Annotated in this window: 20 protein-coding genes; 18 read left to right on the forward strand and 2 right to left on the reverse strand. The window is 73.7% G+C overall.

The window, feature by feature from the left end:
- Positions 1–36 precede the first annotated feature (36 nt).
- On the reverse strand, positions 37–1,209 hold the full coding sequence (metX, locus tag EDD34_RS01620; protein WP_246012613.1) for a homoserine O-acetyltransferase MetX: 1,173 nt from the start codon (positions 1,207–1,209) through the stop codon (positions 37–39).
- Between the two features lie 424 nt (positions 1,210–1,633).
- Between metX and EDD34_RS01625 the strand changes: the two genes are divergently transcribed.
- A complete protein-coding gene (locus EDD34_RS01625) occupies positions 1,634–3,148 on the forward strand; it encodes a C40 family peptidase (protein ID WP_123813024.1) in 1,515 nt (504 codons plus the stop codon).
- A 121-nt stretch (positions 3,149–3,269) separates the two neighbouring features.
- On the opposite strand, the gene EDD34_RS01630 is transcribed toward EDD34_RS01625, so the two are convergent.
- A complete protein-coding gene (locus tag EDD34_RS01630; protein WP_123813025.1) occupies positions 3,270–3,767 on the reverse strand; it encodes an inorganic diphosphatase in 498 nt (165 codons plus the stop codon).
- 248 nt (positions 3,768–4,015) lie between these two features.
- Here EDD34_RS01630 and dacB point away from each other — a divergent pair, with 248 nt between their 5' ends.
- The 17 genes from dacB (at position 4,016) to EDD34_RS01720 (ending at position 26,122) form a co-directional block, all read left to right on the forward strand.
- Positions 4,016–5,422, forward strand: coding sequence for a D-alanyl-D-alanine carboxypeptidase/D-alanyl-D-alanine endopeptidase (gene dacB, locus EDD34_RS01635; RefSeq protein ID WP_123813026.1), 1,407 nt, complete (start codon positions 4,016–4,018; stop codon positions 5,420–5,422).
- Between the two features lie 73 nt (positions 5,423–5,495).
- Positions 5,496–6,578 (forward strand): zinc-dependent metalloprotease, encoded by a 1,083-nt coding sequence (locus tag EDD34_RS01640; RefSeq protein WP_342774774.1) that lies wholly within the window; start codon positions 5,496–5,498, stop codon positions 6,576–6,578.
- 291 nt (positions 6,579–6,869) lie between these two features.
- The gene (gene tilS, locus EDD34_RS01645; RefSeq protein WP_123813028.1) at positions 6,870–8,036 is read left to right on the forward strand and encodes a tRNA lysidine(34) synthetase TilS; all 1,167 of its coding nucleotides are present in this window, start codon (positions 6,870–6,872) and stop codon (positions 8,034–8,036) included.
- Positions 8,037–8,058: 22 nt separating this feature from the next.
- Positions 8,059–8,613, forward strand: coding sequence for a hypoxanthine phosphoribosyltransferase (hpt, locus tag EDD34_RS01650; RefSeq protein WP_123813029.1), 555 nt, complete (start codon positions 8,059–8,061; stop codon positions 8,611–8,613).
- A 112-nt stretch (positions 8,614–8,725) separates the two neighbouring features.
- Positions 8,726–10,741, forward strand: a complete 2,016-nt coding sequence (ftsH, locus tag EDD34_RS01655; RefSeq protein ID WP_123813030.1) for an ATP-dependent zinc metalloprotease FtsH — start codon at positions 8,726–8,728, stop codon at positions 10,739–10,741.
- A complete protein-coding gene (gene folE, locus EDD34_RS01660; protein WP_123813031.1) occupies positions 10,738–11,361 on the forward strand; it encodes a GTP cyclohydrolase I FolE in 624 nt (207 codons plus the stop codon). The genes ftsH and folE overlap by 4 nt, the downstream gene beginning before the upstream one ends.
- A gap of 2 nt (positions 11,362–11,363) precedes the next feature.
- Positions 11,364–12,356 (forward strand): dihydropteroate synthase, encoded by a 993-nt coding sequence (gene folP / locus EDD34_RS01665; RefSeq protein ID WP_123813032.1) that lies wholly within the window; start codon positions 11,364–11,366, stop codon positions 12,354–12,356.
- Positions 12,353–14,869 (forward strand): 2-amino-4-hydroxy-6-hydroxymethyldihydropteridine diphosphokinase, encoded by a 2,517-nt coding sequence (gene folK, locus EDD34_RS01675; protein WP_246012137.1) that lies wholly within the window; start codon positions 12,353–12,355, stop codon positions 14,867–14,869. The genes folP and folK overlap by 4 nt, the downstream gene beginning before the upstream one ends.
- A gap of 1 nt (position 14,870) precedes the next feature.
- Positions 14,871–15,350, forward strand: a complete 480-nt coding sequence (locus tag EDD34_RS01680; RefSeq protein WP_123813033.1) for a DUF3180 domain-containing protein — start codon at positions 14,871–14,873, stop codon at positions 15,348–15,350.
- A gap of 75 nt (positions 15,351–15,425) precedes the next feature.
- The gene (locus tag EDD34_RS01685; RefSeq protein WP_123813034.1) at positions 15,426–15,908 is read left to right on the forward strand and encodes a PH domain-containing protein; all 483 of its coding nucleotides are present in this window, start codon (positions 15,426–15,428) and stop codon (positions 15,906–15,908) included.
- Entirely contained in the window at positions 15,905–17,422 is a 1,518-nt protein-coding gene (locus tag EDD34_RS01690) for a PH domain-containing protein (RefSeq protein WP_246012138.1), read from the forward strand. Before EDD34_RS01685 ends, EDD34_RS01690 begins: the two co-directional genes overlap by 4 nt.
- Entirely contained in the window at positions 17,419–18,393 is a 975-nt protein-coding gene (locus EDD34_RS01695) for a Rossmann-like and DUF2520 domain-containing protein (protein ID WP_123813035.1), read from the forward strand. The genes EDD34_RS01690 and EDD34_RS01695 overlap by 4 nt, the downstream gene beginning before the upstream one ends.
- Positions 18,394–18,401: 8 nt before the next feature.
- Positions 18,402–19,376, forward strand: a complete 975-nt coding sequence (gene panC, locus EDD34_RS01700) for a pantoate--beta-alanine ligase (RefSeq protein ID WP_123816254.1) — start codon at positions 18,402–18,404, stop codon at positions 19,374–19,376.
- A gap of 102 nt (positions 19,377–19,478) precedes the next feature.
- A complete protein-coding gene (panD, locus tag EDD34_RS01705; protein WP_123816255.1) occupies positions 19,479–19,967 on the forward strand; it encodes an aspartate 1-decarboxylase in 489 nt (162 codons plus the stop codon).
- The gene (locus tag EDD34_RS01710) at positions 19,964–21,646 is read left to right on the forward strand and encodes an L-aspartate oxidase (RefSeq protein WP_123813036.1); all 1,683 of its coding nucleotides are present in this window, start codon (positions 19,964–19,966) and stop codon (positions 21,644–21,646) included. The genes panD and EDD34_RS01710 overlap by 4 nt, the downstream gene beginning before the upstream one ends.
- A gap of 143 nt (positions 21,647–21,789) precedes the next feature.
- Positions 21,790–22,287, forward strand: a complete 498-nt coding sequence (locus EDD34_RS01715) for a heme-degrading domain-containing protein (protein ID WP_123816256.1) — start codon at positions 21,790–21,792, stop codon at positions 22,285–22,287.
- Between the two features lie 46 nt (positions 22,288–22,333).
- Positions 22,334–26,122 (forward strand): hydantoinase B/oxoprolinase family protein, encoded by a 3,789-nt coding sequence (locus EDD34_RS01720; RefSeq protein WP_123813037.1) that lies wholly within the window; start codon positions 22,334–22,336, stop codon positions 26,120–26,122.
- Positions 26,123–26,166: the final 44 nt, after the last annotated feature.

Here is a 26,166-nt window from a genome sequence, read left to right on the forward strand (position 1 = left end):
ACGGCGAGTGCCCGCTGCTGCCGGGCGAGGGGTCCGCTACGGCCCGGCGAGGAACTCCGCGACGAGCGGGGCGAGCTGGTCGCCCTCCACGAGGAAGCCGTCGTGTCCGTAGTCGCTGGTGATGATGCGCAGGGGATCGGCGCCGGGGATGCCCCGCACCAGCCGGGCCGACTGCTCCGGCGGGAACAAGCGGTCCGAGTCCACCGCGACCACCAGCGTCCGCGCCGTGATCCCGGACAGGGCCAGCTCCACGCCGCCCCGGTCCCGGCCCAGGTCGTGGGAGTTCATCGACTCCGTCAGCACCAGGTACGCGTTGGCGTCGAAGCGCCGCGCGAGCTTGTCCCCGTGGTGGTCCAGGTACGACTGCACGGCGAACCGGCCGCCGTCGAACGGGTTCTCGCCGCCCTGGGGCAGACGACCGAACCGGGTGTCGAGCTCGGACGAGGTCCGGTAGGTCGCGTGCGCGATCTGCCGCGCGATGGCCAGGCCGCGGTGCGGACCGGCGTCGTCGGGGGCGTCGTAGTAGTCGCCGTCGCGGAAGCCAGCGTCCGCGCGGATCGCCGCGAGCTGCGGGTGCGACCAGGCGATCTGGTCGCCGCCCACCTGCGCCGTCGTCGCGATCGCGGCGACGTTGCGCACCTCGATGCCCGCCTCCGGGCCCTGGATCGCCCATTCGAGCGCGCGCAGGCCGCCCATCGAGCCGCCGATCACCAGCTCCCAGCCGTCGATGCCGAGCTCCCGGGCCAGTGCCACCTCGACCGCGACCTGGTCGCGCGTGGTGACGAACGGGAAGCGCCCGCCCCAGGGCTGGCCGTCGGGCGCGGTGGACGCCGGGCCCGTCGTTCCCTGGCAGCCGCCGAGGGCGTTCGGCGCGACGACGAAGTACCGGTCGGTGTCGATCGGCAGTCCCGGACCCACGAGGTCCTGCCACCAGCCGGCCGTCACGTGGCCGGGGCCGGCGTCGCCCGTCACGTGACTGTCGCCGGTGAGCGCGTGCAGCACCAGGACGGCGTTGGAGCCGTCCGGCGCGAGCCGTCCCCAGGTCTCGTAGGCGGCTCGCACCGCGGGAAGCCGCCCGCCGGCCTCCAGGTCGAAGGCACCGAGGTCGGCGAACTGCCGCCGGCCGGGGTCGTCGCCATCGCGCCAGGCGCCGCTCGCCGGGATCGGTGCTTGGCCGGGCTCCCGCGGTGGGGCCGCCGGCGCGCTCAGGCCGGTCGCGTACGGCGGGAACGGGACGTCGATCTCGGGGCCGGGGACGGCGGGGGTCTGGTGTGCCTCGATCGTCAAGGGACTCTCCTGCGGCTCTCGTGCGGGGTGAGGATGCGTGGGCGCGCACGCCCGCGAGCGTCAGGGGTGCGCTGGAGTCAGCTGCACATTCGACGAGTCATGCCGCGCACGCTATCGCGCCGCCCGAGCCTTGAGGAAGCCGTAGCCGAATGGTGAGACCAGTATCCGAGACGTGTCCGTCCCTGTCCGCCGACGTCGGACGAGGGTGCTTTCGGCGTGCGAGATCGGAGAAGTCGGGTGAGCCTGATGGCGGTGAAGGTGATGTGCAAGGCGACACGCCGTCGTACACCAGACATGCGCAGCGGTCGGGCGTCGTGTGCTGGATGGCCTGAGCAGGGGGTTGAGCATGGCTTCGCAGATGGTCGGCACGAAGCCCGGAGCGATCCGGGACGCGGTGGTGTGGTGGGGGCGGGAAAGCGGTGGGCGGTGGCGCGTCCGCCCCCTGGGCTGGCGCGTCCTGGCGGTGCTGGTCCTCGTGATCGCGCTGGTGTACCCGTGGGGCCCGGTCGCGACGGCCGACGACGCCGAGCCGCCGGCCGGCCCGACGGCGCAGGAGGCCACCGAGGCGCGCGACGCGGTGCGCGCCGGCGAGCTCGACGTCGCCCAGGCCGAGGCCGCACTGGCCGGGCTGCGTCAGGAACTGGAGGACGCGCAGATCCGCGTGCAGATGGCCGCCGCGGACCACGAGGACGCGGTCGCGGCCCTCCACGCCGCGGAGGCGGAGGTCCGGGAGGCTCGCGAGGCGGCGGAGCAGGCCGGGACGGCCGAGACGACGGCGCGGGCCGCACTCGCTGCCGTGTACCGGGCCGCGCAGCGCTCCGGCGGGCTCGCGGAGGCGCTCGGGCCGCTCGAAGTGGTCCTCGAGGCGGAGAACGTCGACGACCTCATCGGGCAGGACGCCGCCGAGCGCGCGGTGCGCCGCAAGCTGGCCGCCGCGCTGGCGGAGTACTCGAACGCGCGGGCGCGGTCGGAGTCGGCGGACGCCCGGTGGTCGGCGGCACGGGCGGCGCACGCGGAGGCCACGGCGGAGGCCGAGGCGGCGTACGAGGCCGCGCAGCGTGCCGTCGTCGACCTGGCCGAACGCACGGAGGCGGCCGAACGTGACCGGGCGCTCCTGATCGAACGCCTCGCGGACCTGCGGGACACGAGTGTCCGGATCGAGCGGGAGCGCGAGGAGGCGCGGGCGCAGGAGGCGCGGAACGCGCGTGAGGCCGAGGCGCGGGCGGCGCTGGAGGCGGCGCAGGCGGACGCCGAGGCGGCCGGTGGGTCCGGCACGGAGAGGGGCGGCGCGGACGATTCCGGCGCCACGGCGGGCGGCGAGGGCGACGCCGCCGGTGAGCCGCCGACGGACGACGCGCCGGCCGAGCCGGACCCCGGCACGGACCTCGAACCCGACCCGGACCCCGGCCTCACGCCCGATCCGGAGCCCGTGCCCGATCCGCCGGCGCCGGATCCGCCGGCGCCGGGCGTGCCGGGCTCCGGGTCCGGCACCGCCGCGCAGGGGCAGACGGCGGTCTCCTGGGCACGGACCAAGATCGGTTCGCCGTATCTCCTGGGTGGCAGCGGGCCGGCGTCGTACGACTGCTCCGGGCTCACGTCCGAGGCGTGGAAGTACGCGGGTACGTGGATCACCCGGACGTCACGGTCGCAGTACCTCGCGGTGGACCGGATCGGCTACGACGACCTGCGGCCCGGCGACCTCGTCTTCTACGGGTCGGACCCGGCCGACCCGCAGAGCATCTACCACGTGGCGATGTACACGGGGGACGGCCGGATGATCGAGGCGGTGATGCCGGGCATCACCCTGCGGGAGACGGAGCTGCGGCTGTCGGGGGCGATGCCCTACGCGGGCCGGCCCTGACCAGCGCCCTTCCGGGCGGCCGGGCTCAGGCGTCTCACCGCGCACCTCGGCCCCGGCACCGTCGTCACGCCTCCGGCGGCCGCCCGGGGCGTCCGGCCCGCCCGTGCCGGCGTCGGGCGCCTCAGTGCTTGTAGTAGCCCGTTTCCTTGGCGCGCTGGAACGAGCGCTCGATCTCGGCCTCGGCCTCGGCACGGCCCGTCCAGTGGGCGCCCTCGACGGACTTGCCCGGCTCCAGGTCCTTGTAGACCTCGAAGAAGTGCTGGATCTCGAGGCGGTGGAAGTCCGAGACGTCGTCGATGTCCTGGCGCCAGGCGGCACGCTGGTCGCCTGTCGGCACGCACAGCACCTTGTCGTCGCCGCCGGCCTCGTCGCGCATGCGGAACATGCCCAGTGCGCGGCACTTGATCAGGCATCCGGGAAAGGTGGGCTCCTCCAGGAGCACCAGGGCGTCCAGCGGGTCGCCGTCCTCGCCGAGCGTGCCCTCGATGAAGCCGTAGTCGTCGGGGTAGCGCGTGGACGTGAAGAGCATGCGGTCGAGGCGGATGCGTCCGGTCTCGTGGTCGACCTCGTACTTGTTCCGCTGGCCCTTGGGGATCTCGATCGTGACGTCGAACTCCACGCCTCGTGCTCCACTTCTTCGAAAGGGTCGCCCCAGGCAATGGCGCCCCGGTGCGGCTGGCTGGCGGCGGCGGTGCCGCGCTCGTCAAGTCTGCCATGGGGAGGTGTCGTCGCCGGTCCGAGTGGCGAACATGTGGCGAGTCCCACTCGCGGGATTCGGCATAATGCGGGCGGGGTGCACTGGCGCTGGACGGACTTTGCTTCCCCTAGGCTTGGCTGTGGGTTCAGCATGACGATGAGGGGAAGCCGATGACCAGGTCAGCGCGGCCGGGTACCGCGGTCGTGGTGCTGCTGGCGCTGCTCGGCGGGTACGTCGCGTTCGACGCGTTCGACGCCGTCCCCGGAATGCTGACCACCAGCGACCCGTGGCCCGAGCCCGCGCCCTTCCCCACGGCGCCCGGCGCCGTCGAGGTGGCGCCGCCGGAGACGGTCTTCCCCTCGTTGCCGCAGTCCGCGCCCGTGCCGGATGCCGGGGAGATCGAGAGCCGGGTGGCGGAGCTCGTCGGGGACGAACGGCTCGGCTCCCGCGTCGGCGTCGTCGTCGCGGACGCCATCACCGGCGAGACCCTCGGCGCCGAGGACGAGGACCGGCTCATGACCCCCGCCTCGGCGCAGAAGATCCTGACCGGCGTCGCGGCGCTGTCGTCGCCCCTGGCGGACCGGACTCTCGCCACGACCGTCGTCCGCAGCGAGAACACCGTCACGCTGGTGGGTGGCGGCGACATGATGCTCGCCGCGGGCAAGGGCAAGCCGGACGAGGTGAACGGGCACGCCGGGCTCGCCGACCTGGCCGACCAGGTGGCCGGCGCGCTCCGGGCCGACGGCACGGGACAGGTCCGGCTCGCGGTCGACGACACCCTGTTCAGCGGCCCCGGCGTCGCACCGGCCGTGCCGAAGGCGAACATGGCCTACATCGGCGAGGCCGCACCGCTCGGCGTGAACATCGGCCTCGCCGGCGACGCCTACAGCCCCAGCGGGCCCTGGGTCGAGGACCCCGCGAAGCGCGCGGGGGAGATCCTCGCCGGACACCTGCGCGAGCGCGGCATCGAGGTCACGAACGTCGCCCGGGGCACGGCGCCGGAGAGCGCCGAGAAGATCGGCGAGGTGCGGTCCGCGCCCGTGGCCGAGATCACCGAGTTCTTCCTGCACACCTCCAACAACACGATGACCGAGGTGGTCTGCCGGCTCGTCGCGGTCGAGGCCGGCCGGCCGGGCTCCAACGAGGCCGGGACGGACGCGGTGACGGCAGCGGTGCAAGGACTCGGCGTCGACCTGGACGGAGCCGACCTCAAGGACTGCTCGGGACTCGGCGACGGTTCCCGGCTCAGCGCGAGACAACTCGCCGCCGTCGTGGAGCTGACCATCGACCCCGCCCACTCCGAGCTCCGGGACGTCGCGGTCGGGATGCCGATCGGCGGGCTGAGCGGCACCCTGTACGACCGGTTCTCGGGCGACAACCCCGCCCGCGGGCTCGTGCGGGCCAAGACCGGAAGCCTCAGCAAGACCCGCGCGCTCGCGGGCACCGTCGTCACCGCGGACCAGCGCCAGCTCGTCTTCGTCGTGCTCGCGGACTCGATCCCCGGCTACGCCGAGGGAGCCGTGCCGATCTACGACGCGTTCGTCGGTTCCCTCGCCGCCTACTCCGTCTCGACCTGACAACGATGCCGGGCAGTCCCGCCCGCCGGTGCCGATGTCCACGGCCGCTTCGCACATCACCTACGGTGGAGCGGTGAAGCCCATCGCGCACGCGTCGTCGACGGCGGCCCTCCAGCCCGCGGTCGACTGGCCCGCGGCCGCCCGGATCGCGGCCCGTCTCGCACCGCCCGGCCCGGTCGCCCCGCGCCAGCGGCTGCACGACCTGGTCGGGGGCCTGCGCGAGGCCGCCGGGACCGCCGTCGGGCACGTGCACGAGGTCACACGCATGGCGCCCGACGGTGTCCCCTCGCCGGTCGTGGTGGTGGACCGTGCCTCCTGGGCGCGGGCGAACACGCAGTCGATGGCCACGATGGTCGACGGGATCGAGGACGTCGTCCCGCACCCTCTCGCGCCCGCGGTGCAGGCGGCCGGGGCCGCCGAGGTGGGCGCGGTGCTCGCGCTGCTCAGCGGGCGCGTGCTCGGCCAGTTCGACCCGTACGTGCCCGGTGGGAGCCCCGGCCGCCTCCTGCTCGTGGCGCCGAACATCCTCCAGGCCGAGACCTCGATGGGCGTGCCGGCCCGCGACTTCCGGTTGTGGGTGTGCCTGCACGAGCAGACCCACGCCTGGCAGTTCGCCGCCGCCCCGTGGCTCGCCGACCACCTGCGCGACCGCACCCGGGGCCTCGTCACCGAGCTGACCCGCACCTCGGCCGAACTGGCGCGGGCGCGGATCGACCGCAAGATCGCGGTCGTGGGCAAGGCCGTGCTCGACGCGCTCCGTGGCCGCGGCGACACCCTCGTGGACGGCTTCCTCACACCCGCCCAGAAGGACACGCTCGCCGACATCACCGCCGTCATGGCCCTCCTCGAAGGGCACGCGGACGTGATGATGGACGCCGTCGGCCCCTCCGTGGTGCCGTCGGTGCGACGGATCCGCGCCCGGTTCGAACGACGGCGCGACGGCGAGGGCAGGCCCGCGTTCGACGTCGTGCTCCGGCGGCTCCTCGGCATGGACGCGAAACTGGCCCAGTACCGCGACGGAGCCACGTTCGTGCGCGCCGTGGAGCGCAAGGTCGGCCGCGAGGGCCTCAACGCCGTCTGGGCCGAGCCAGGGAACCTTCCCGACGCGCGCGAGATCTCGGACCCCCGCGCCTGGGTCCGCCGCGTCCACGGCTGACCCCGATGCCGAACCGCAGGGGCGTTCCGGTTCCATCCGCCGAGCCGCAATGTGGGCTTGGTCCGCTCCGCCGACCCGCAACGGCGTCCTGGTTTCCTCCGCCGACCCGCAACCACATCCCGGTTCCCTCCGCCGACCCGCAACCACGTCCCGGTTCCCTCCCTCGAACCGCAAGACACGCCGCGGAAGTCCGAGGATTGCGGGCGTGTCCGTGCGGTTCGACGGAACAAACCAGGACGTGGTTGCGGTTCGGCGCCGGTTCACGGTGGAGGGAGTGTCGGGGGTGAGTCCGTGGCACAGGTCGAGTCGGGCGTGAGACGGGCGCGGGCTGCCGTTCGGGAGGTTCTCGCGGGGCTGCCCGCCGGGTCCCTGGTGCTCGTGGCGTGCTCCGGCGGGGCCGACAGTCTCGCGCTCGCGGCCGCGCTCGCGCACGAGGCGCCGCGCGTGGGCCGGTCGGTACGGGTTCGGGCGCACGGGGTGCGAGCGGGTGCGGTCGTCGTCGACCACGGCTTGCAGGTGGGGTCCGACGACGTCGCCGCGCGTGCCGCCGAACAGTGCCGAGGCCTCGGACTCGACCCCGTCGTGGTGCGGGGGACGACGCCGCGGCGGGCGCTGCGGAGCCCTGGGCCCGAGGCCGCCGCCCGGGAGGCGCGGTACGCGGTGCTGGAGAAGGTCGCGGCCGAGACCGGGGCCGACCTCGTGCTGCTCGGGCACACCCTCGACGACCAGGCCGAACAGGTGCTGCTCGGGCTCGCGCGCGGTGCGGGGGCGAGGTCGCTCGCGGGGATGCCGGCCGCGCGGGACAAGTACCGGCGGCCGTTCCTCGAACTGCGTCGGGCGGAGACGGAGGCGGTCTGTGCGGCGTCGGGCCTGGACTACTGGGTGGACCCGACGAACCTCGCCGTCGACGACGACGCCCCGCTGCGCTCGCGCGTCCGGGGAGCCGCGCTGCCGGTCCTGGAGGACGTGCTCGGTCCCGGCATCGCGGAGGCCCTGGCGCGCAGCGCCGGCCAGCTCCGCGACGACGCGGACGTACTCGACGCCCTGGCGGCGGACCTCCTCGCCCGGGCCCGCCGCACGGAAGTCCCCGGGGCACGGCCCGGAGCGGACGCCGAGGCCGGAGGTGCGGCCGGAGCGGACGCCGGACCCGATGCCGGACCCGATGCCGGACCCGATGCCGGACCCGACGCCGAGGTTCCCGCCGACACCGACCCCGATGGTCGCGACGGCGTCGTGCTCGACGTCACGGTGCTCGAGTCCGCGCCCGCGGCAGTCCGGCGTCGGACATTGCGGCTCGCGGCGCACGAGGTCACCGCGGCCCCCACGACCGCGCGGCACCTCGAGGCACTCGACGCGCTCGTGGTCGCGTGGCGGGGGCAGGGTCCCGCCCACCTCCCGGGTGGCGCACGGGTGGAGCGCTCGTGTGGCAGGCTTTTCCTGCGCCGAGAGCGTGCGTAGATCACCAACCCTGGAGCGAGCAGTGGACCAGTCCGACGTCGGCACCGACCTCGAGAAGATCCTCCTGAGCGAGGAGGACATCGGCAAGAAGCTGGACGAGATGGCGGCGAAGATCGACGAGGACTACGCGGGCAGGGACCTGCTCCTCGTCGGCGTGCTGAAGGGTGCCGTCATGGTGATGGCGGACCTGTCGCGGCGCCTGCACCATCCGATCACGATGGACTGGATGGCGGTCTCGAGCTACGGGTCGGGCACGAAGTCCTCCGGCGTCGTGCGCATTCTCAAGGACCTGGACTCGGATCTCAGCGGGCGGAACGTGCTCATCGTCGAGGACATCATCGATTCCGGCCTGACGCTGTCCTGGCTGGTGTCGAACCTGAAGTCGCGCGGTCCGGCGTCGGTGGAGATCGCGGCCATGTTGCGCAAACCGGACGCGGCGCAGACCGATGTCACCGTGAAGTACCTCGGACACGACATCCCGAACGAATTCGTGGTGGGTTACGGCTTGGACTACGCCGAGAACTATCGGAACCTGCCGTTCGTTGCCACTCTGGCGCCGCACGTGTACGGCGGCTGAGCGCGCGTCGCGCTCTCGGCGAAACGCGGCGGGAACCCTCAGGGTTTCCGTGTAGTTTCGAACGACAACACTTGCCTCGAGCGGAGGGATGCGGGGCCTCACCCCGTCACCGATGAACATCAAGAAGTTTCTGAGCGGGCCGATCATCTGGGTGATCCTTGCCCTCGTCGTGCTCTCGCTGGCACTGACGTCCCTGCTGCAGCCGCAGGTCTCGCGCATCACCACGGCCCAGGGCCTGGCGTTGCTGGACGGCAACACCGTCACCAAAGCGCTCGTGGTCGACGGCGAGCAGCGGGTCGAGCTCGAGCTCTCCGAGGACTTCACGGCCGAGGAGGGCGAGGAGCAGGAGGAGGTCGAGCACGGGAAGAGCGTCGAGTTCTTCTACGTGGAGCCGCAGGGCGAGGAGGTCGTCACCGCGGTCAAGGAGGCGGACCCGGAGCTCGGCTACAACTCCGAGGTGCCTCAGCCGAGCTTCTGGGGCTCGATGTTCTCGGTGCTCATCCCGTTCCTCGTGATCGGCCTGCTGTTCTGGTTCCTGCTGTCCCGGATGCAGGGTGGCGGCAACCGGGTCATGGGCTTCGGCAAGTCCAAGGCGAAGCTGATCAGCAAGGACATGCCGCAGGTGACGTTCGCCGACGTCGCGGGCGTGGACGAGGCCGTCGAGGAGCTCCAGGAGATCAAGGAGTTCCTGCAGGAGCCCGCCAAGTTCCAGGCGGTCGGCGCGAAGATCCCCAAGGGCGTGCTGCTCTACGGCCCGCCCGGCACCGGTAAGACCCTCATCGCGCGCGCGGTCGCGGGCGAGGCGGGCGTGCCCTTCTACTCCATCTCCGGCTCCGACTTCGTCGAGATGTTCGTCGGCGTGGGCGCGTCCCGCGTGCGCGACCTGTTCGAGCAGGCGAAGACGAACTCCCCGGCGATCATCTTCGTGGACGAGATCGACGCCGTCGGCCGTCACCGCGGCGCGGGCATGGGCGGCGGGCACGACGAGCGCGAGCAGACGCTCAACCAGATGCTGGTCGAGATGGACGGCTTCGACGTGAAGACGAACGTCATCCTCATCGCCGCGACCAACCGCCCCGACATCCTCGACCCGGCGCTGCTGCGTCCGGGCCGCTTCGACCGCCAGGTGGCGGTCGAGGCCCCGGATCTCAAGGGCCGCGAGGCGATCCTCAAGGTGCACTCGGCGGGCAAGCCCATGGTCGAGGAGGTCGACCTCGTCGCCGTGGCCCGCAGGACCCCGGGCTTCACCGGCGCGGACCTGGCCAACGTGCTCAACGAGGCGGCGCTGCTCACCGCGCGCAGCGGTGCCCAGCTCATCGACGACCGCGCCCTGGACGAGGCCATCGACCGCGTGGTCGCCGGCCCGCAGAAGCGCACCCGCATGATGAACGACAAGGAGCAGAAGATCACCGCGTACCACGAGGGTGGGCACGCGCTGGTGGCGGCCGCCATGCGGTACACCGACCCGGTGACGAAGGTGACGATCCTGCCGCGTGGCCGTGCCCTCGGCTACACGATGGTCATGCCTCTCGAGGACAAGTACTCCACCACGCGCAACGAGCTCCTGGATCAGCTCGCGTACGCGATGGGCGGCCGGGTCGCCGAGGAGATCGTCTTCCACGACCCCACGACGGGCGCCGGGAACGACATCGAGAAGGCGACCGCCACCGCGCGCAAGATGGTCACCGAGTACGGCATGAGCGAGCGGGTGGGCGCGATCAAGCTCGGGTCGAGCAACGGCGAGCCGTTCCTCGGGCGTGACTACGGGCACGAGCGTGACTACTCGGAGGCCGTGGCGGCCACCGTCGACGAGGAGGTGCGCAGGTTCATCGAGGCCGCGCACGACGAGGCGTGGGAGGTGCTCTCCGAGTACCGCGACGTGCTCGACGACCTCGTGCTGCGCCTCCTCGAGAAGGAGACGCTGAACCAGAAGGAGCTGGAGGAGGTCTTCGCTCCGGTCGTGAAGCGCGAGGCCCGCGACGTGTGGCTCTCGAGCGAGCAGCGCGCGGTGCACACGCGGGGCCCGGTGGCCATGCCCGACAAGGCGGCGCGGAACGGCGTCGCCGAGGTGCCCGAGGCCGGCGTCGTCCAGGACGAGGCCTCCGGCGGCCCGGTGGTGTCGGGATGAGTTCCGGCCCGATCTCCCCGGCCGCCACGGTCGGGCGGCCCGCGGCGGACGTCCCGCCGTACGACGCCGCGCGGGTCGAGGCCGCCGTCCGGGAACTGCTGATCGCCGTGGGCGAGGACCCGGACCGCGAGGGCCTGCAGGACACCCCGGCGCGCGTGGCACGGGCGTACGCGGAGACCTTCTCGGGACTGCGCCAGGAGCCGGAGGACGTGCTCACCACCACGTTCGACCTCGGGCACGAGGAGATGGTCCTGGTCAAGGACATCGAGGTCTACTCGACGTGCGAGCACCACCTGGTGCCGTTCCACGGGGTCGCGCACGTGGGGTACATCCCCAACGAGGACGGCTGCATCACGGGACTGAGCAAGCTGGCCCGGCTGGTGGAGGTGTACGCCCGGCGTCCGCAGGTGCAGGAGCGGATGACCAGCCAGATCGCCGACTCGCTGATGAAGATCCTCAAGCCTCGCGGCGTGATCGTGGTGGTGGAGTGCGAGCACCTGTGCATGTCCATGCGCGGCGTGCGCAAGCCGGGGTCGCGCACCGTGACGTCGGCCGTACGCGGCCAGATGCGCGATGCCGTGACGCGTGCCGAGGCGATGAGCCTGATCATCGGGAAGTGACCATGGGTGCCACCCTGGACGCGCGCGACGCGGAGGTCGCCGGGCTGCCGGAGCTGTCCGGCGTGGGACGCACGCTGGTGATGGGCGTGGTCAACGTGACGCCCGACTCGTTCTCCGACGGCGGCGAGTGGTTCGAGCCGGACACCGCCGTCGCGCACGGCCTGGAACTGCTCGGCGAGGGTGCGGACGTCCTGGACGTCGGAGGGGAGTCCACGCGGCCCGGCGCGGCCCGCGTCCCGCAGGACCAGGAGCTGGCGCGCGTGCTGCCGGTGATCGAGGCGCTGTCCGCGCGCGGGGCGATCGTCTCCGTGGACACCACGCGCGCCGCGGTCGCCGAGCGTGCGGTGGCGGCGGGGGCGCGCGTCGTGAACGACGTCTCGGGCGGCCTCGCCGACCCCGGTATGGCCCGCGCGGTGGCCGAGCTGGGCGTGCCCTACGTCGCCATGCACTGGCGCGGGCACGCGGACGTGATGGACAGTCTCGAGAAGTACGACGACGTCGTCGCCGACGTTCGTGACGAACTCTCCGCCCGCATGGATGCTCTGGTGGGGGCAGGTGTGGATGCTGCGCAGATCGTGCTCGACCCCGGTCTCGGATTCGCCAAGGCGGGCGCGCTGAACTGGCCGCTGCTGGCACATCTGGACGCCCTCGGCGGGCTCGGCCGGCCGGTGCTGGTCGGGGCGTCGCGCAAGAGATTCCTGGGGCATCTGCTGGCCCGGCCGGACGGCGACCCCGTTCCGCCGCGGGCGCGCGATGACGCGACGGCGGCCGTGTCCGCGCTCTCCGCGGCCGCGGGCGCCTGGTGCGTGCGGGTGCACGCGGTCCGTGCGTCCGCCGACGCGGTGCGAGTGGCGGACGCGTGGGGGAGAGCTTCGGGAGACTTCACGGACAAGTCCGTGGATTCTCTCACAGACGACGGAACGGGTGCCGGGGGACTTGCGCGGACCTGGCAGGATTCTCAGACGTGCGACGATCACGGGGGGAGCCCACGGTGACCAACTTTGCGGGAGCGGTGCCGGGTCCGGACGGACGACCACTGGACCAGATCCGGATCACGGGAGTCAACGGGCGCGGACGCCACGGAGTGCTGGCGTCAGAGCGCGCGACAGGCCAGGAGTTCCGGGCCGACGTCGTGCTGCACGTCGACACCCGTGCGGCCGCCGAGGGCGACGACCTGCGCGCCACGGTCAGCTACGCGGACGTGGCCCAGGAGGCCCACGACGTGCTCGTGGGGGAGCCGGTCGACCTCATCGAGACGCTGGCCGAGCGCATCGCCGCGGCCGCGCTGGGGCACGAGCCGGTGCGGGCGGTCGACGTGACCGTGCACAAGCCGCAGGCCCCGATCCCGGTCTCGTTCACCGACGTGGAGGTCTCGATCCGTCGTGACCGCGTCGCGGTGCCGCCGGTGGTGGGCGCTGCTGCGTTCGCCGCCGAGGCCTCGCCCGTGGACCGGTGGGCGGCCGAGGCCGCCGACCCGCACGCCGCGGCGGGTGAGTTCGCCCAGCCCGAGCGGGCCGAGTCCGTGGAGCCGACGACGGCGGACCGGCCGGCGGCTCCGGCAGTCGACCCGCTGACCGCACCGATCGCGGACCTCACGGCGGGCGACGCGGCTCCGGGCGCCGAGCCGGCCGGGTGGTCTGCCGAGGCCGCCGCGGACACACCCGTGTCGGGGGAGAACCTCGTGATCCCGGAGATCACGCCGGCCGACCCCGTCGGTGCGGTCGAGGGACACGACCGGCACCAGAACGGGTTCGAGCACGCCGGTGCTCCGGCGGCGGACCAGGCGGCGCCGGTGGCCGAGGCCGTCGAGCCCCAGCCTCAGGACGCGGGCATGATCGACGGGGTTCCCTCGGTGGAGCACGGCGTGCCCGCCTTCGAGCCGCACGCGGACGCCCCCGCGCGACCCGTCGAGGACGAAGCGATCGCCCGCCGTCCGGCCTACGACCCGGCCGCGGCCCAGGCGCACGGGTTCGCCGCGGCGGCCGAGGCACCGGCACCGGATGCCGCCGTCCCGGGTGCCGAGCAGTACCGGACGGACGAGCAGTACCGGACGGACGAGCGGTACCAGCCGGACGACCGGTACCAGCCCGAGCAGCAGTACCAGCCCGAGCAGTACGAGTCCGAGTCGTACCAGCCGGACGCCTACCAGCCCGAGGTGTACCAGCCCGAGTTCCCGCAGGAGACCCGGCAGCAGTTCCAGCCCGAGCAGGACCAGCAGGCAGCCTTCGCCGAACAGGATCCGGCAGCGTTCGCCGGGCAGGCCCAGGCCGGATTCGCCGAGCAGCCCGCCCCGGTGAACGGCGTCGGGCAGCGATCGACGCCCGAGGACCGGCTCGACGAGGCCCCGGCCGAACCCGTCGAGGTGGTGCTCGCGCTCGGTGCCAACCTCGGCGACCCGCAGGCGACCCTGCGCGCCGCCGTGATGGACCTGGACCGGATCACGGGCCTGCAGATCACGGAGGTCTCGCCGCTCGCCCGCACGGCCGCCGTCGGCGGACCCGAGCAGCCCGACTACCTCAACGCGGTGGTCGTGGCGCGGACGAGCCTGGCGCCTCGTGGCCTGCTGCACGCCTGCCAGGCCATCGAGTACGCGCACGGCCGCACCCGCGAGGAGCACTGGGGGCCGCGCAGCCTCGACATCGACATCATCACCTACGGGCTGCTCACGGCGTCCGCGGACGACCTCGAGGTGCCGCACCCGCGAGCCCACGAGCGGGCGTTCGTGCTGGAGCCGTGGTCCCAGCTCAAGCCGGACGCGGTGCTGCCCGGCCTGGGGGGCGGCCCCGTCGCACAGCTCGCGGCGACGGCGGAGGACCGGCAGGGCATCCGCTGGCTCGCGCTGGACTGGCTGACCGAGTCGCACTCGGGCGCCGACCCGACGGGCGACGTCGAGCCGCAGCCGACCGCGTCCCACCGCCCGTACGACCCGCCGGCGCCGTCGCAGCCCGCGCCGTCCCAGGACCAGCAGGTCCCGGAACAGCACGCCCACCAGGACCGGACGGCGCACGAGCAGGCCTTCCACGGCGGCCCGCAGGCCGGCCAGGGTCCGGGCGGCCCGTACCAGCAGCAGGCGCAGGACCCGTTCCCGCAGCAGGACGCGTTCCAGCCGCCGCAGAACGGGGCGCCCGCGGCGCATCCGCAAGGTTTCGGACCCGACGGCGTGCCGCATCCGCAGATGTCGGGCGCGGTGCCGCCGCCGGAGGAAGCGCTGGTGCCCGCCCCGCAGGCGCCCGTGACCGACGACCCCGGCGCCCGGGCGCCGCACACGCCACCTGCCGCGCCGCTCGTACCGCCCGCGGTGCGTGAGACGGCTCATCACGACCTCTCCCTGGAACAGGTTCCGGTCGAGCCGGCCCACCCGGTGTTCGCCCCGGTGCGGCCGCATCCGGGAGATGTCCCGTTCGCTCCGGTGAACCAGACGGCGGGTGACCGGCAGCGGACGCAGCCCGCCGACGACCGCCCCGCCTGGGCCCCGGTCCGGACGGACGAGCACGGGCATCGCGGCTGAGATGCGGCGTACCTCCGTCGTCACCCTCGTCGCGGTCCTCGTCGGCGTCGCCGTCGTGGGCTGGCCGGTGCTGCGCTCGCTGGAGGCCAACGGCGTGTACCTGCCGATGGTGCCGTGGCTCGTCGACGTGGCGATCGTGGTGTTGGCGGCCGCGGTGTTCCGGTTCGGCTGGACGGTGCGCGCCTACCAGAAGGGGGACCGTCCGTCGCTGGACGGTCTCCGTGCGGCGCGAACGCTCGTGCTCGCGAAGGCCGCGGCGCTGACGGGGGCGCTCCTCGGCGGCTGGTACCTCGCGCAGGTGCTGCTCGTGCTGCCGGACCTGGCGGTCGAGCCGCGCCGGGACAAGGCGATCGCGGCGGCCGTCGCCGTCGTGTGCGCCGTGGGGCTGTCCGTCGTCGGGCTCGTGGTGGAGAGGTTCTGCCAGCTGCCGCCGTCGGGCGGCAAGGAGAGCGACACGGACGGTTCGACGGCGACCGCCTGAGGCGAACCCGGAGGGTGCGGGCCCGCTCGTCGCCGTCTCCGCCGAGACCTGCCGCGGCCGTGCGAGGATGACATCATGACCAGCCCGTTCGACCCGGCCGACGTGACCTGGAGCCGGGTCTCGACCCGTCTGACCGCCGCGCGCCTCATCCCGGCGACGATCACGTTCGCCGTCCCCATCGTGGTCGGCGTGGTCCTGGCCCTGATCCTCTCCCCGTGGTTCTGGCTGCTCGCCGGGGCATCCGCGGGGCTCCTGGCGTGGACGGCGATCGTCGTCCCGCGGCAGGTGCGCGCCATCGGCTACGCGGAACGCGAGGACGACCTGCTGATCCGCAAGGGCATCCTGTTCCGCTCGCTCACCGTGGTCCCGTACGGGCGCATGCAGTACGTGGACGTCGAGGCCGGCCCGCTGGACCGCAAGCTCGGGCTGGCGAAGGTCCAGCTCCACACCGCTTCGGTGGGTACCGACGCACAGATCCCCGGCCTGTCCCCGGAGGAGGCGGCGCGGCTGCGCGATCGGCTCGCCTCCCGCGGTGAGGCCCGGCTGGCGGGCCTGTGAACGCGCCGGGGACGACGCCGGAGCAGGTGCCGGACCGGGACGCGGCACTCCGCTGGCGCCGGGTGCACCCGGTCACGCCCATGGTGCGGGGCTGGGCGGTGCTGGGCGGTGCGCTGTTCATCATCGGCCAGCAGACGCTGGACGGCGGCCCGAACGAAGGCGGCGTCGTCGGCCTGCTCACCAGCTCGTACTGGTGGACCGTGCCGCTGGGACTGGTCCTCATCGGCCTGATCGGGTTCGGGTTCGCCGTCCTGGCCTGGCGGATGACCACGTACGCCGTCGGCGACGAGACGGTCCACCTGCGCCGCGGGGTCGTGTTCCGGCAGCAGCGGCACGCGCGCCTCGACCGGTTGCAGGCCGTGGACGTCCGCCAGCCGCTCGTCGCCCGGCTGTTCGGGCTGAGCGAGCTCAGGCTCGAGGTGGCGGGCGGCTCGGACTCCGGCATCGCCATCGGCTACCTCCGCGACGCCGACGCGAGCGAACTGCGCAACGAGCTCCTCGCGCGCGCCGCGGGCCTGAAGGCCACGACGGCCCCCGCGCAGGGACCGGGCGGGGTGCCGGGCACAGCGGGCCCGGGCGATCCCGGCGTCGCGGAGACGACACCGGACGTGCCGTCCGGCGCTCCGGAGGCGCCCGAGCGCCCTGTCCTCGAGGTCCCGATGGGGCGGCTGGTCGCCTCGCTGCTGCGTACGGGCGTGACGATCTTCTTCGCGGCCTTCATCGTCGGGCTGATCGTGACGGTGGTCGTCACGGGCACCCCGCAGGTCGTGTTCGCCGTGATCGCGCCGTTCATCGGCATCGGCGGATACCTGTTCAACCGGTTCTCCACCGAGTTCGCGTTCCGGGTGGCCATCAGCGCGGACGGCATCCGGCTCCGGCACGGCCTGCTCGAGACGCGCGCGCAGACCATTCCGCCCGGCCGGGTGCAGGCGGTGTCGATCACCCAGGGTCTGCTCTGGCGGGGCCGTGACTGGTGGCGCGTCCAGGTCAACGTCGCCGGGTACGCGGCGGACAGCGACTCCGGCACGACCAACGTGCTCCTGCCCGTCGGCACCCGGGACGAGGCACTGACGGTGCTCTCCCTCGTGCTGCCCGACCTGGGCATCGACGACCCCCGTGCCGTCCTGGAGGCCGGCCTGTCCGGCGACTCCCGGACACCCGGTCCCTTCACCGGCAGCCCGGAGAGCGCCGTCTGGGTGGACCCGGTCGGCTGGCGCCGGCAGGGCTTCGCCGTGACAGGACGTGCCCTGTTGCTGCGCAGCGGGCGGTTGTACCGCATCCTGACGGTGGTGCCGCACGAGCGGACGCAGTCCCTGGGCATCGCCGCGGGGCCCCTGCAACGGCGGCTCGGGGTCGCCTCGTTCGAGGTGCACTCCACCCCCGGGCCGGTCAGCCCGGGTGTGCACCACATCGCCGCCGGCGACGCGGCGGAGCTGCTGGAGGAACAAGCGGCACGGGCCCGCAGCGCGCGCGCCCACGCCGGACCCGAACGCTGGATGGAGGCCCCCCGGTGACCACACCGCCCGAACCCCCCGCGGAATCCGCGACGCGGCCCGGCAGGCTGGGCGTCGGCGTCGTGGGCGCCGGACGGGTCGGCGCGGTCCTGGGCAGCGCGCTGCGGGCCGCGGGTCACACCGTCGTCGGTGCCAGCGGCATCTCCGAGGCGTCGCGCGAGCGCATCGCCACCCTGCTGCCCGGTGTGCCGGTGTGCGAGGTGGCGCAGGTGGTGGAGCGCGCCGAGCTGGTACTGCTCGCGGTGCCCGACGACGCCCTCGCACCGCTCGTGGCCGGACTCGCCGACACCGGGGCGTGGCAGCCGGGACAGCTCGCGGTCCACACGTCGGGGGCGGCGGGGACGGCGGTGCTGGAACCCGCGCGTGCGGCCGGCGCGATCCCGCTCGCGATCCACCCCGCGATGACGTTCACGGGCACCTCGCTGGACCTGGCCCGGCTGGAGGGCAGTACGTTCGCGGTGACGGCCCCGGCGGCGGTGCAGCCGATCGGGCAGGCGCTCGTGGTGGAGATCGGCGGGGAGCCGGTGATCGTGCCGGAGGAGGCGCGCGTGCTCTATCACGCGGCGCTCGCGCACGGCGCGAACCACCTGGTGGTGCTCGTGGCACAGGCCGCTCAGGCGCTGGGCGAGGCGGGGATCGCCGCGCCCGGCCGGGTGCTCGCGCCGCTCCTGGGCGCGGCGCTGGAGTCGGCGACGCGAGCCGCTGACGTCGCGGGAAACGGGGGGCCGGGAGCGATCACGGCGCTGACGGGGCCGGTGTCGCGGGGCGACGTCGGCACCGTGGAGCGCCACACGGAGGCGCTGGCGGAGCTCGCGGCGCGCACCGGCGCGACCGACATCCCGGCCGGGTACGCCGAACTCGCCCGCGGCGCGACGCGCCGGGCCCTGGCGAGTCACCGCATCGGCGACGACGCGGCGAGCGCCCTGCTGGACGCGCTGGACCGCGCCCGCGCGGAGAGGAAGGACCACTGATGATCTCGATGACCGACGACGCCGGAGCGGCGGGCGAGCACGACTCCGGCGCCCCGGGTGGCGACGCGGGAAGCGCCTCGGCGGGTCCGCTGGTGGCCCGCACCCGTCAGGACCTGCGCGAGGCGCTCGTGCGGTGGACGATGTCGGCTCCGATCGCGAGCGTGGCCGGCGAGGGCCCGGCCCGGCGAGCCGTCGTGATGACCATGGGCGCGCTGCACGAGGGCCACCTGGACCTGGTGCGCCGGGCCCGGGAGGTGGCCGGGGCGAGTGGCCAGGTGGTCGTGACGATCTTCGTGAACCCGCTCCAGTTCGGCGAGGGCGAGGATCTCGCGGCCTACCCGCGCGACCTGGCCGGCGACGTGGAGAAGCTGGCCTCCGTGGGAGCCGACGTGGTGTTCGCGCCCGCGCCCGACACCGTCTACCCGTACGGCGACCCGATCGTGCGGGTGTCGGCGGGACGGATCGGTGAGGTGCTGGAGGGCGAGTTCCGGCCGGGGCACATGGACGGCGTGCTGACCGTGGTGCTCAAGCTCGTGCACCTGGTGCGGCCGGACGTGGCGCTGTTCGGGCAGAAGGACGCCCAGCAGCTCCTGGCGGTGCGCCGCATGGCGGCTGACCTGGACCTCGACGTCGAGATCGTCGGCGTCCCGACGGTGCGTGACGCGGACGGCCTGGCCCTGTCGTCGCGCAACGCCTACCTGTCCGGCGACGAGCGGGAGCGCGCGCTCGCCCTGTCCCGCGCGCTGCGTGCCGGGGCGGAGGCCGGGGCCCGCGGGGCCGCCGAGGTGCGGCGCGAGGCGTCGGAGGTCCTGAACGCCGCCACCGGGGTCGAGGTGGACTACCTCGCACTCGTCGATCCGATTACCGTTGATGACGTGCCCGATGACCATTCGGGTCCCGCCCTGCTTCTCGTGGCGGCGCGGGTGGGCACGACCAGACTGATCGACAACCAGACTGTCGAGGTGTCGTCGCAGGTCACGTAGGTGATCGGGGTGGCGGCGGGCGCGAGAGTCCAGGAGGCAGACATCGTGAACGACATCCCGCACCGGGCACCCGTACGTCGTCCGGCATCGCTGCAGCGGCCGATGATGATCGCCAAGATCCACCGCGCCACGGTCACTCAGGCCGACCTGCACTATGTGGGATCCATCACCGTCGACTCCGATCTGCTGGACGCGGTGGACCTGATCCCGGGCCAGCAGGTCGACGTCGTCGACGTGACCAACGGCGCACGGCTCACCACCTACGTGATCCCCGGCGAACCGGGTTCCGGGCAGATCTGCATCAACGGCGCCGCGGCGCACCTCGTCGACCCGGGCGACATCGTCATCATCATCGGCTACGGGATGCTGTCCGACGCCGACGCGCGCACGTTCCTGCCGAGCGTGGTGTTCGTGGACGAGAACAACCGGATCGTGGAGCGCAGCGACGAGCCCGGTCACGTGCCGGACGGTTACGGCCTGACCGAGAGTGGCCTGCCGATCGAGCCGTACCAGCAGGCCGGGCTCGTACGGACGGCCGCGGGCCGGATGGCGGGCGAGGCCGGCGACGGCACCACGCCGCGCGGCGCATGACGCTGCCCACCGCGCGGCTCGCGCGGGCCCTGGCCGCACCCGAGGCAGGCTGGACCACCCGTGTGGACGCCGTGGTGGTGGGTTCCGGGATCGCCGGCCTCACGGCCGCGCTCGAGCTGCGCACGCGGGTGCCCCGGGTGCTGCTCGTGACCAAGGGTGCGCTGTCCAGCGGCTCGACCGTGTGGGCGCAGGGAGGGATCGCCGCCGCGCTCGACCCGCAGGACACCCCCGAGGCGCACCTGCAGGACACGCTCGCCGCCGGCGGCGGACTCTCCGACCGCGACGCGGTGAAGGTGCTGGTCACCGAGGGGCCGGAGCGGGTGCGCGAGCTGGTGGCGCGGGGCGCGGTGTTCGACGCCGGCCCCGGGGGCGACATCGCGCTCACCCGGGAAGGCGGTCACCGCGCCGACCGGATCGCCCACGCGGGCGGCGACGCGACGGGCGCGGAGATCTCCCGCGCACTGGTCGCGCAGATCGAGGCGGTCCGTGACGACCCGGGCATCGAGGTGGTGGAGCACGCCCTCGTCCTGGACATCCTCACGTCCGCGCCGGCCGGTGGCGGCGTGCGCCGTGTCGCCGGCGTGACCCTGCATGTGCGGGGAGAGGGCAGCCGGGACGGGGTGGGCGCGGTCCTCGCTCCCGTGGTGATCCTCGCGACCGGCGGGATCGGGCAGGTGTTCCGGTCGTCCACCAACCCGGCCGGTGCCACGGGTGACGGGATCGCGGCCGCGCTGCGGGCCGGGGCGGTGGTCGGTGACCTCGAGTTCGTGCAGTTCCACCCGACGGTGCTGTGGCTCGGGACAGGGGCGAAGGGGCAGCTCCCGCTGATCAGCGAGGCCGTGCGCGGCGAGGGTGCGCTGCTGCTCGACGTCGACGGCCACCGCTTCATGCCCGGCGTGCACGAGATGGCGGAACTGGCGCCGCGTGACGTCGTCGCGCACGCCATCGTCCGGCAGATGGGCGCGACCGGCGCCGACAACGTGCTGCTCGACGTCCGGCACCTCGGCCGGACGTTCCTCTCGGGGCGCTTCCCGACCATCACGCGCCGCCTCGCCGAGCTCGGCATCGACTGGTCCGAGGAGCCGGTGCCCGTCGCCCCGGCCCAGCACTACCACTCGGGCGGTGTCGTGACCGACCTCACGGGCCGCTCCTCGGTGCCCGGTCTGTACGCGGTGGGGGAGGTCGCCTGCACGGGCGTGCACGGCGCGAACCGGCTGGCATCCAACTCGCTGCTGGAAGGGCTGGTGTTCGCGCAGCGGGCCGCGCGGGACGTCGCCGAGCGGTACGCGGCGGGGAACCTGTCGGACGCGCCCGAGCCCGCGGCGCGGCCCGGCGGCACCGGGCTCGTCGCGGCGGTGGCGCGGTCCCGGGTGCAGAAGGCGATGTCGGACGGGTCGGGCGTGATCCGCACGGCGTCGTCGCTCGCGCGCACCGACGAGCGGCTGGCCGCGGTCCGGTCGGACGCGCACGTCGCCGCCGAGGTCGTCGCCGAGCCGCAGGCCGCCGAGTGGGAGACCACGAACGTGCACCAGGTGGCGCGCGCCCTGACCCGCGCGGCGTGGCTCCGCACGGAGTCCCGCGGCGGCCACTTCCGCGCCGACCACCCGAAGCCCGACCCGGACTGGGAACGGCGGGTCCTGGTGAGCCTGGACGACGACGGCGGGCTGCGGGTGCGCTGACGCGCCGGCCCGTGGGCCGCACCGGCGTCGCTATCGACGTCACACGCCACGACGTCGATAGCGACGTCGCTCATGCCGAACTCGGCGGATTCACGGTGAGCGGCGCACCGGTGGCGAGCGTGCGATCCGCCATGATGGGCGTCATGAACGACGACGCGCAGACGGCCATCACCCAGGTGACCGAGCAGGAGGCCGAGCTGGTCCTCACCACCTTCACGCACGACGACGCCTGGCGCCTGGGCTCCCGGCTCACCGAACTCGCGATCGAACGGGACCTCCCCGTGACGGTCGACATCCGCAAGGGGACGCAGCAGGTGTTCCACGCGGCGCGCCCGGGAACGACGCCGGACAACGACTCCTGGGTGGAGCGCAAGGTGCGGGTGGTCTACCGGTTCGGCGCGTCGTCGTACCTGGTGGGCCTGAAGGCACGGGCCGAGGGGGCGGACTTCAACGCCACCCACGACCTCTCGCTCCAGGAGTACGCCGCGCACGGCGGCGCGTTCCCGGTGCGTGTCGCCGGGGTGGGGATCGTCGGCGTCGTGACGGTCTCGGGGCTGGCGCAGCAGGACGACCACGCCCTGGTGGTGGAGGCCCTGCGCGAGCTGGTCGCCGCGCAGGGCCCGTCGTCGGACCGGGGCTGAGGGACGACGGCGGCACGGCGTGCCTCCGGGTGACTACCCTCACCACATGGGCTGGGAGTTCTGGATCGACCGGGGTGGCACGTTCACCGACATCGTCGCGCGGCACCCGGACGGGGCGCTGAGCACGCACAAGCTCCTCTCGGAGGACCCGGAACGGTACGACGACGCCGCCGTGGCCGGGATCGAGCGGATCCTGCGGCAGGCGGGCGGGGAGGCCACCCCGCGGCCGTCGTCGGACAGCGTCCAGGCCGTGCGGATGGGGACCACCGTCGCGACCAACGCCCTGCTGGAGCGCACCGGCGAACCGACCGTCCTGGTGACCACCCGCGGGTTCGGGGACGCGCTGCGCATCGCCTACCAGAACCGGCCGCGCATCTTCGACCGGCACATCGTGCTGCCGGAGCCGCTGTACACCCGCGTCATCGAGGTCGACGAGCGCGTCACCGCGAGCGGCGAGGTGCTGCGCGAGCCCGACCTGGCCGCCGTCGAGCCCGAGCTGCGCCGTGCGTACGACGACGGGTTCCGGGCCGTGGCCGTCGTCTGCCTGCACTCCCACCTGTACCCGGACCACGAGGACCGGGTCGCGGACCTCGCCGGGCGGGTCGGGTTCCCGCAGATCTCCCGGTCCGCTGAGGTCAGCCCGCTGATGAAGCTGGTGCCGCGCGGCGACACCACGGTGGTCGACGCCTACCTGTCGCCGGTCCTGCGGCGGTACGTGGACCAGGTGGCCGGCCGGCTCACCGGGGTGCCGTTGCAGTTCATGCAGTCCAACGGCGGGCTCGTCGAGGCGCACCGGTTCCGCGGCAAGGACGCGATCCTCTCCGGACCGGCGGGCGGGATCGTGGGCATGGTGCGGATGTCCGAGCTCGCGGGCCACGACCACGTCATCGGCTTCGACATGGGCGGCACCTCGACGGACGTCTCCCACTACGCCGGCGAGCTGGAGCGGGTGTTCGACGCCCAGGTCGCGGGCGTGCGGCTGCGTGCGCCCATGCTCGACATCCACACCGTGGCGGCCGGGGGCGGGTCGATCCTGCACTTCGACGGCAGCCGTTACCGCGTGGGCCCGGACTCGGCCGGTGCCTCCCCGGGGCCCGCGTGCTATCGCAACGGCGGCCCGCTCACCGTCACCGACGCGAACGTGCTGCTCGGACGGGTCCGTCCCGAGTACTTCCCCGCGGTGTTCGGGCCCGGAGGCGACCAGCCGCTCGACGTCGACGTCGTCCGTCGCGAGTTCGCGGAGCTGGCCCGCGAGATCGGCGACGGCCGTACGCCCGAGCAGGTCGCCGAGGGGTTCCTCGCGGTGGCCGTGGCCAACATGGCCGGAGCGGTCAAGAAGATCACCGTCCGCAAGGGGCACGACGTCACCCGCTACGCCCTGACCACCTTCGGGGGCGCGGGTGGCCAGCACGCGTGCGCGGTCGCGGACTCGCTCGGCGTCGAGACCGTGCTCGTCCCGCCGATGGCCGGCGTCCTGTCGGCCCTGGGCATCGGCCTCGCGGACACCACGGTGATGCGGGAGCAGTCGGTCGGCACGACGCTGTCCGACGACGCCCTGCCCCGGCTGCGTGAGGCCGCCGACGTGCTGGAGGCGGCAGCCCACGCGGACCTCGCGGACCAGGGCGTGGCGGACGACGACGGACGGGGCACGCCGCGCGTCGTCGTCACCCGCACGGTCCATCTGCGCTACGACGGCACGGACACGACCGTTCCCGTGCGGCTGCGGACCTCCGCCGACCCCGGCGACACCGACCCGGTCCGGGCGATGATCGCCGAGTTCGAGACCGCCCACCGGAGTGTGTACTCCTTCCTGCTGGACCGGCCGCTGATCGCGGACGCCGTGGCGGTGGAGGTGGTGGCGCCGTCGTCCGCGGGCCAGGACGGCCTCTCGGCCGACCGGACGACGGACGGTGCACCCGGCGGCGACAGCGGTGTGGCCGGCCGGACGACGACCGGCGGGCTCGACGACGGAGAGGACCGCTGGGCCGACAACGGTGGCGCGGACCGGCTCCCCGCGACGGCGCCGGACCAGGGCATCGCACGGATGTTCGCCGGCGGCGAGTGGCACGACGCTCCGTTGCGGCGCCGTGAGCGGCTCGTGCCCGGCGACGCCGTGACCGGGCCCGCGATCATCACCGAGCAGAACGCCACGACGGTCGTCGAGCCGGGATGGCGCGCGGAGGCGACCGACACCGGGCACCTCGTGGTCCGCCGCACCGCCCCCCGTGCCGACGCGCGCGTCTCCGCCGCCGCCGACCCGGTCATGCTGGAGATCTTCAACAACCTGTTCATGTCGATCGCCGAGCAGATGGGCGCGCGCCTGGAGGCGACGGCGCAGTCGGTGAACATCAAGGAGCGGCTGGACTTCTCCTGCGCGATCTTCGACCCGGACGGCAGCCTCGTGGCGAACGCGCCGCACATGCCGGTGCACCTCGGGTCGATGGGCACCACCGTGCAGGAGGTCATCGCCCGCCGCCGGGGAACGATGCGCCCCGGCGACACCTACGCGGTCAACGACCCTTTCCACGGCGGTACCCACCTGCCGGACGTCACGGTGATCACGCCCGTGTTCCGCGAGGGAGCCAGCGGCGTACCCGGCCGCGAGGCCGACGCCGACGCCGGAGCCGGCGACGAGATCCTGTTCTACGTCGCCTCGCGCGGTCACCACGCCGAGATCGGCGGCATCACGCCGGGCTCGATGCCGGCCACCAGCACGGAGATCCACGAGGAAGGCGTGCTCTTCGACAACTGGCTGCTGGTCGGCGACGGGCGGATGCGGGAGCGGGAGACCCGCGAACTCCTCACCACGGCGCGCTACCCGTCTCGCGACCCGGAGACCAATCTCGCCGACCTGCGCGCCCAGATCGCCGCCGGCGCCAAGGGCGTGGAGGAGATCGGCGCGATGATCCGGCACTTCGGCCTCGACGTCGTGCAGGCGTACATGGGGCACGTGCAGGACAACGCCGCCGAGGCGGTCCGCCGCGTCGTCGACACCCTGTCCGACGGCGAGTTCACCTACGAGACCGACCACGGCGCCACGATCGCCGTGCGCGTGACTGCCGACCACGAGCGGCGCCGGGCGACCATCGACTTCACCGGCACGTCGGCGCAGGTGGCGTCCAACTTCAACGCGCCGTCCTCGGTGGCCGTCGCCGCGGTGCTGTACGTGTTCCGGACGCTGGTGGACGACGACATCCCGCTCAACGACGGCTGCCGCCGACCCCTGGACATCGTCATCCCGCCCGGCACGCTGCTGTCGCCGGAGTACCCGGCCGCGGTGGTGGCGGGGAACGTGGAGACGAGCCAGGCCATCACGGGAGCGCTGTACGGGGCGCTCGGGGTGCAGGCGGAGGGGTCGGGCACGATGAACAACGTCACGTTCGGCAACGCCGACCACCAGTACTACGAGACGGTCGCGTCCGGCTCCGGCGCGGGCGACGGGTTCGGCGGTGCGTCCGCCGTCCAGACCCACATGACGAACTCGCGGCTCACCGACCCGGAGGTGCTCGAGACGCGCTTTCCGGTGCTGGTGCGGGAGTTCGCGGTGCGTGCCGGCTCGGGCGGAGCGGGACGGTGGCACGGCGGCGACGGCGTGGTGCGGGCCCTGGAGTTCCGGGAGCCGATGACGGCGAGCCTGCTGACCGGGCACCGCGTGGTCCCGCCCTACGGCATGGCCGGCGGGGAGCCCGGTGCGCTGGGCCGCAACGCCGTCCTCCGGGACGGGGCCGACGACGTCGAACCGGTGGCCGGCCGAGACACGGTGGTGTTGGCCCCGGGCGACACCCTGATCCTGGAAACCCCGGGCGGCGGCGGCTTCGGCGCCCCCGACTCCTGATGCTCCCCCGGCTCCCGGCTCCCGGCCCCGGACTGAGGAGGGTT

The organism is Myceligenerans xiligouense, from assembly GCF_003814695.1.
GTDB lineage: Bacteria > Actinomycetota > Actinomycetes > Actinomycetales > Cellulomonadaceae > Myceligenerans > Myceligenerans xiligouense.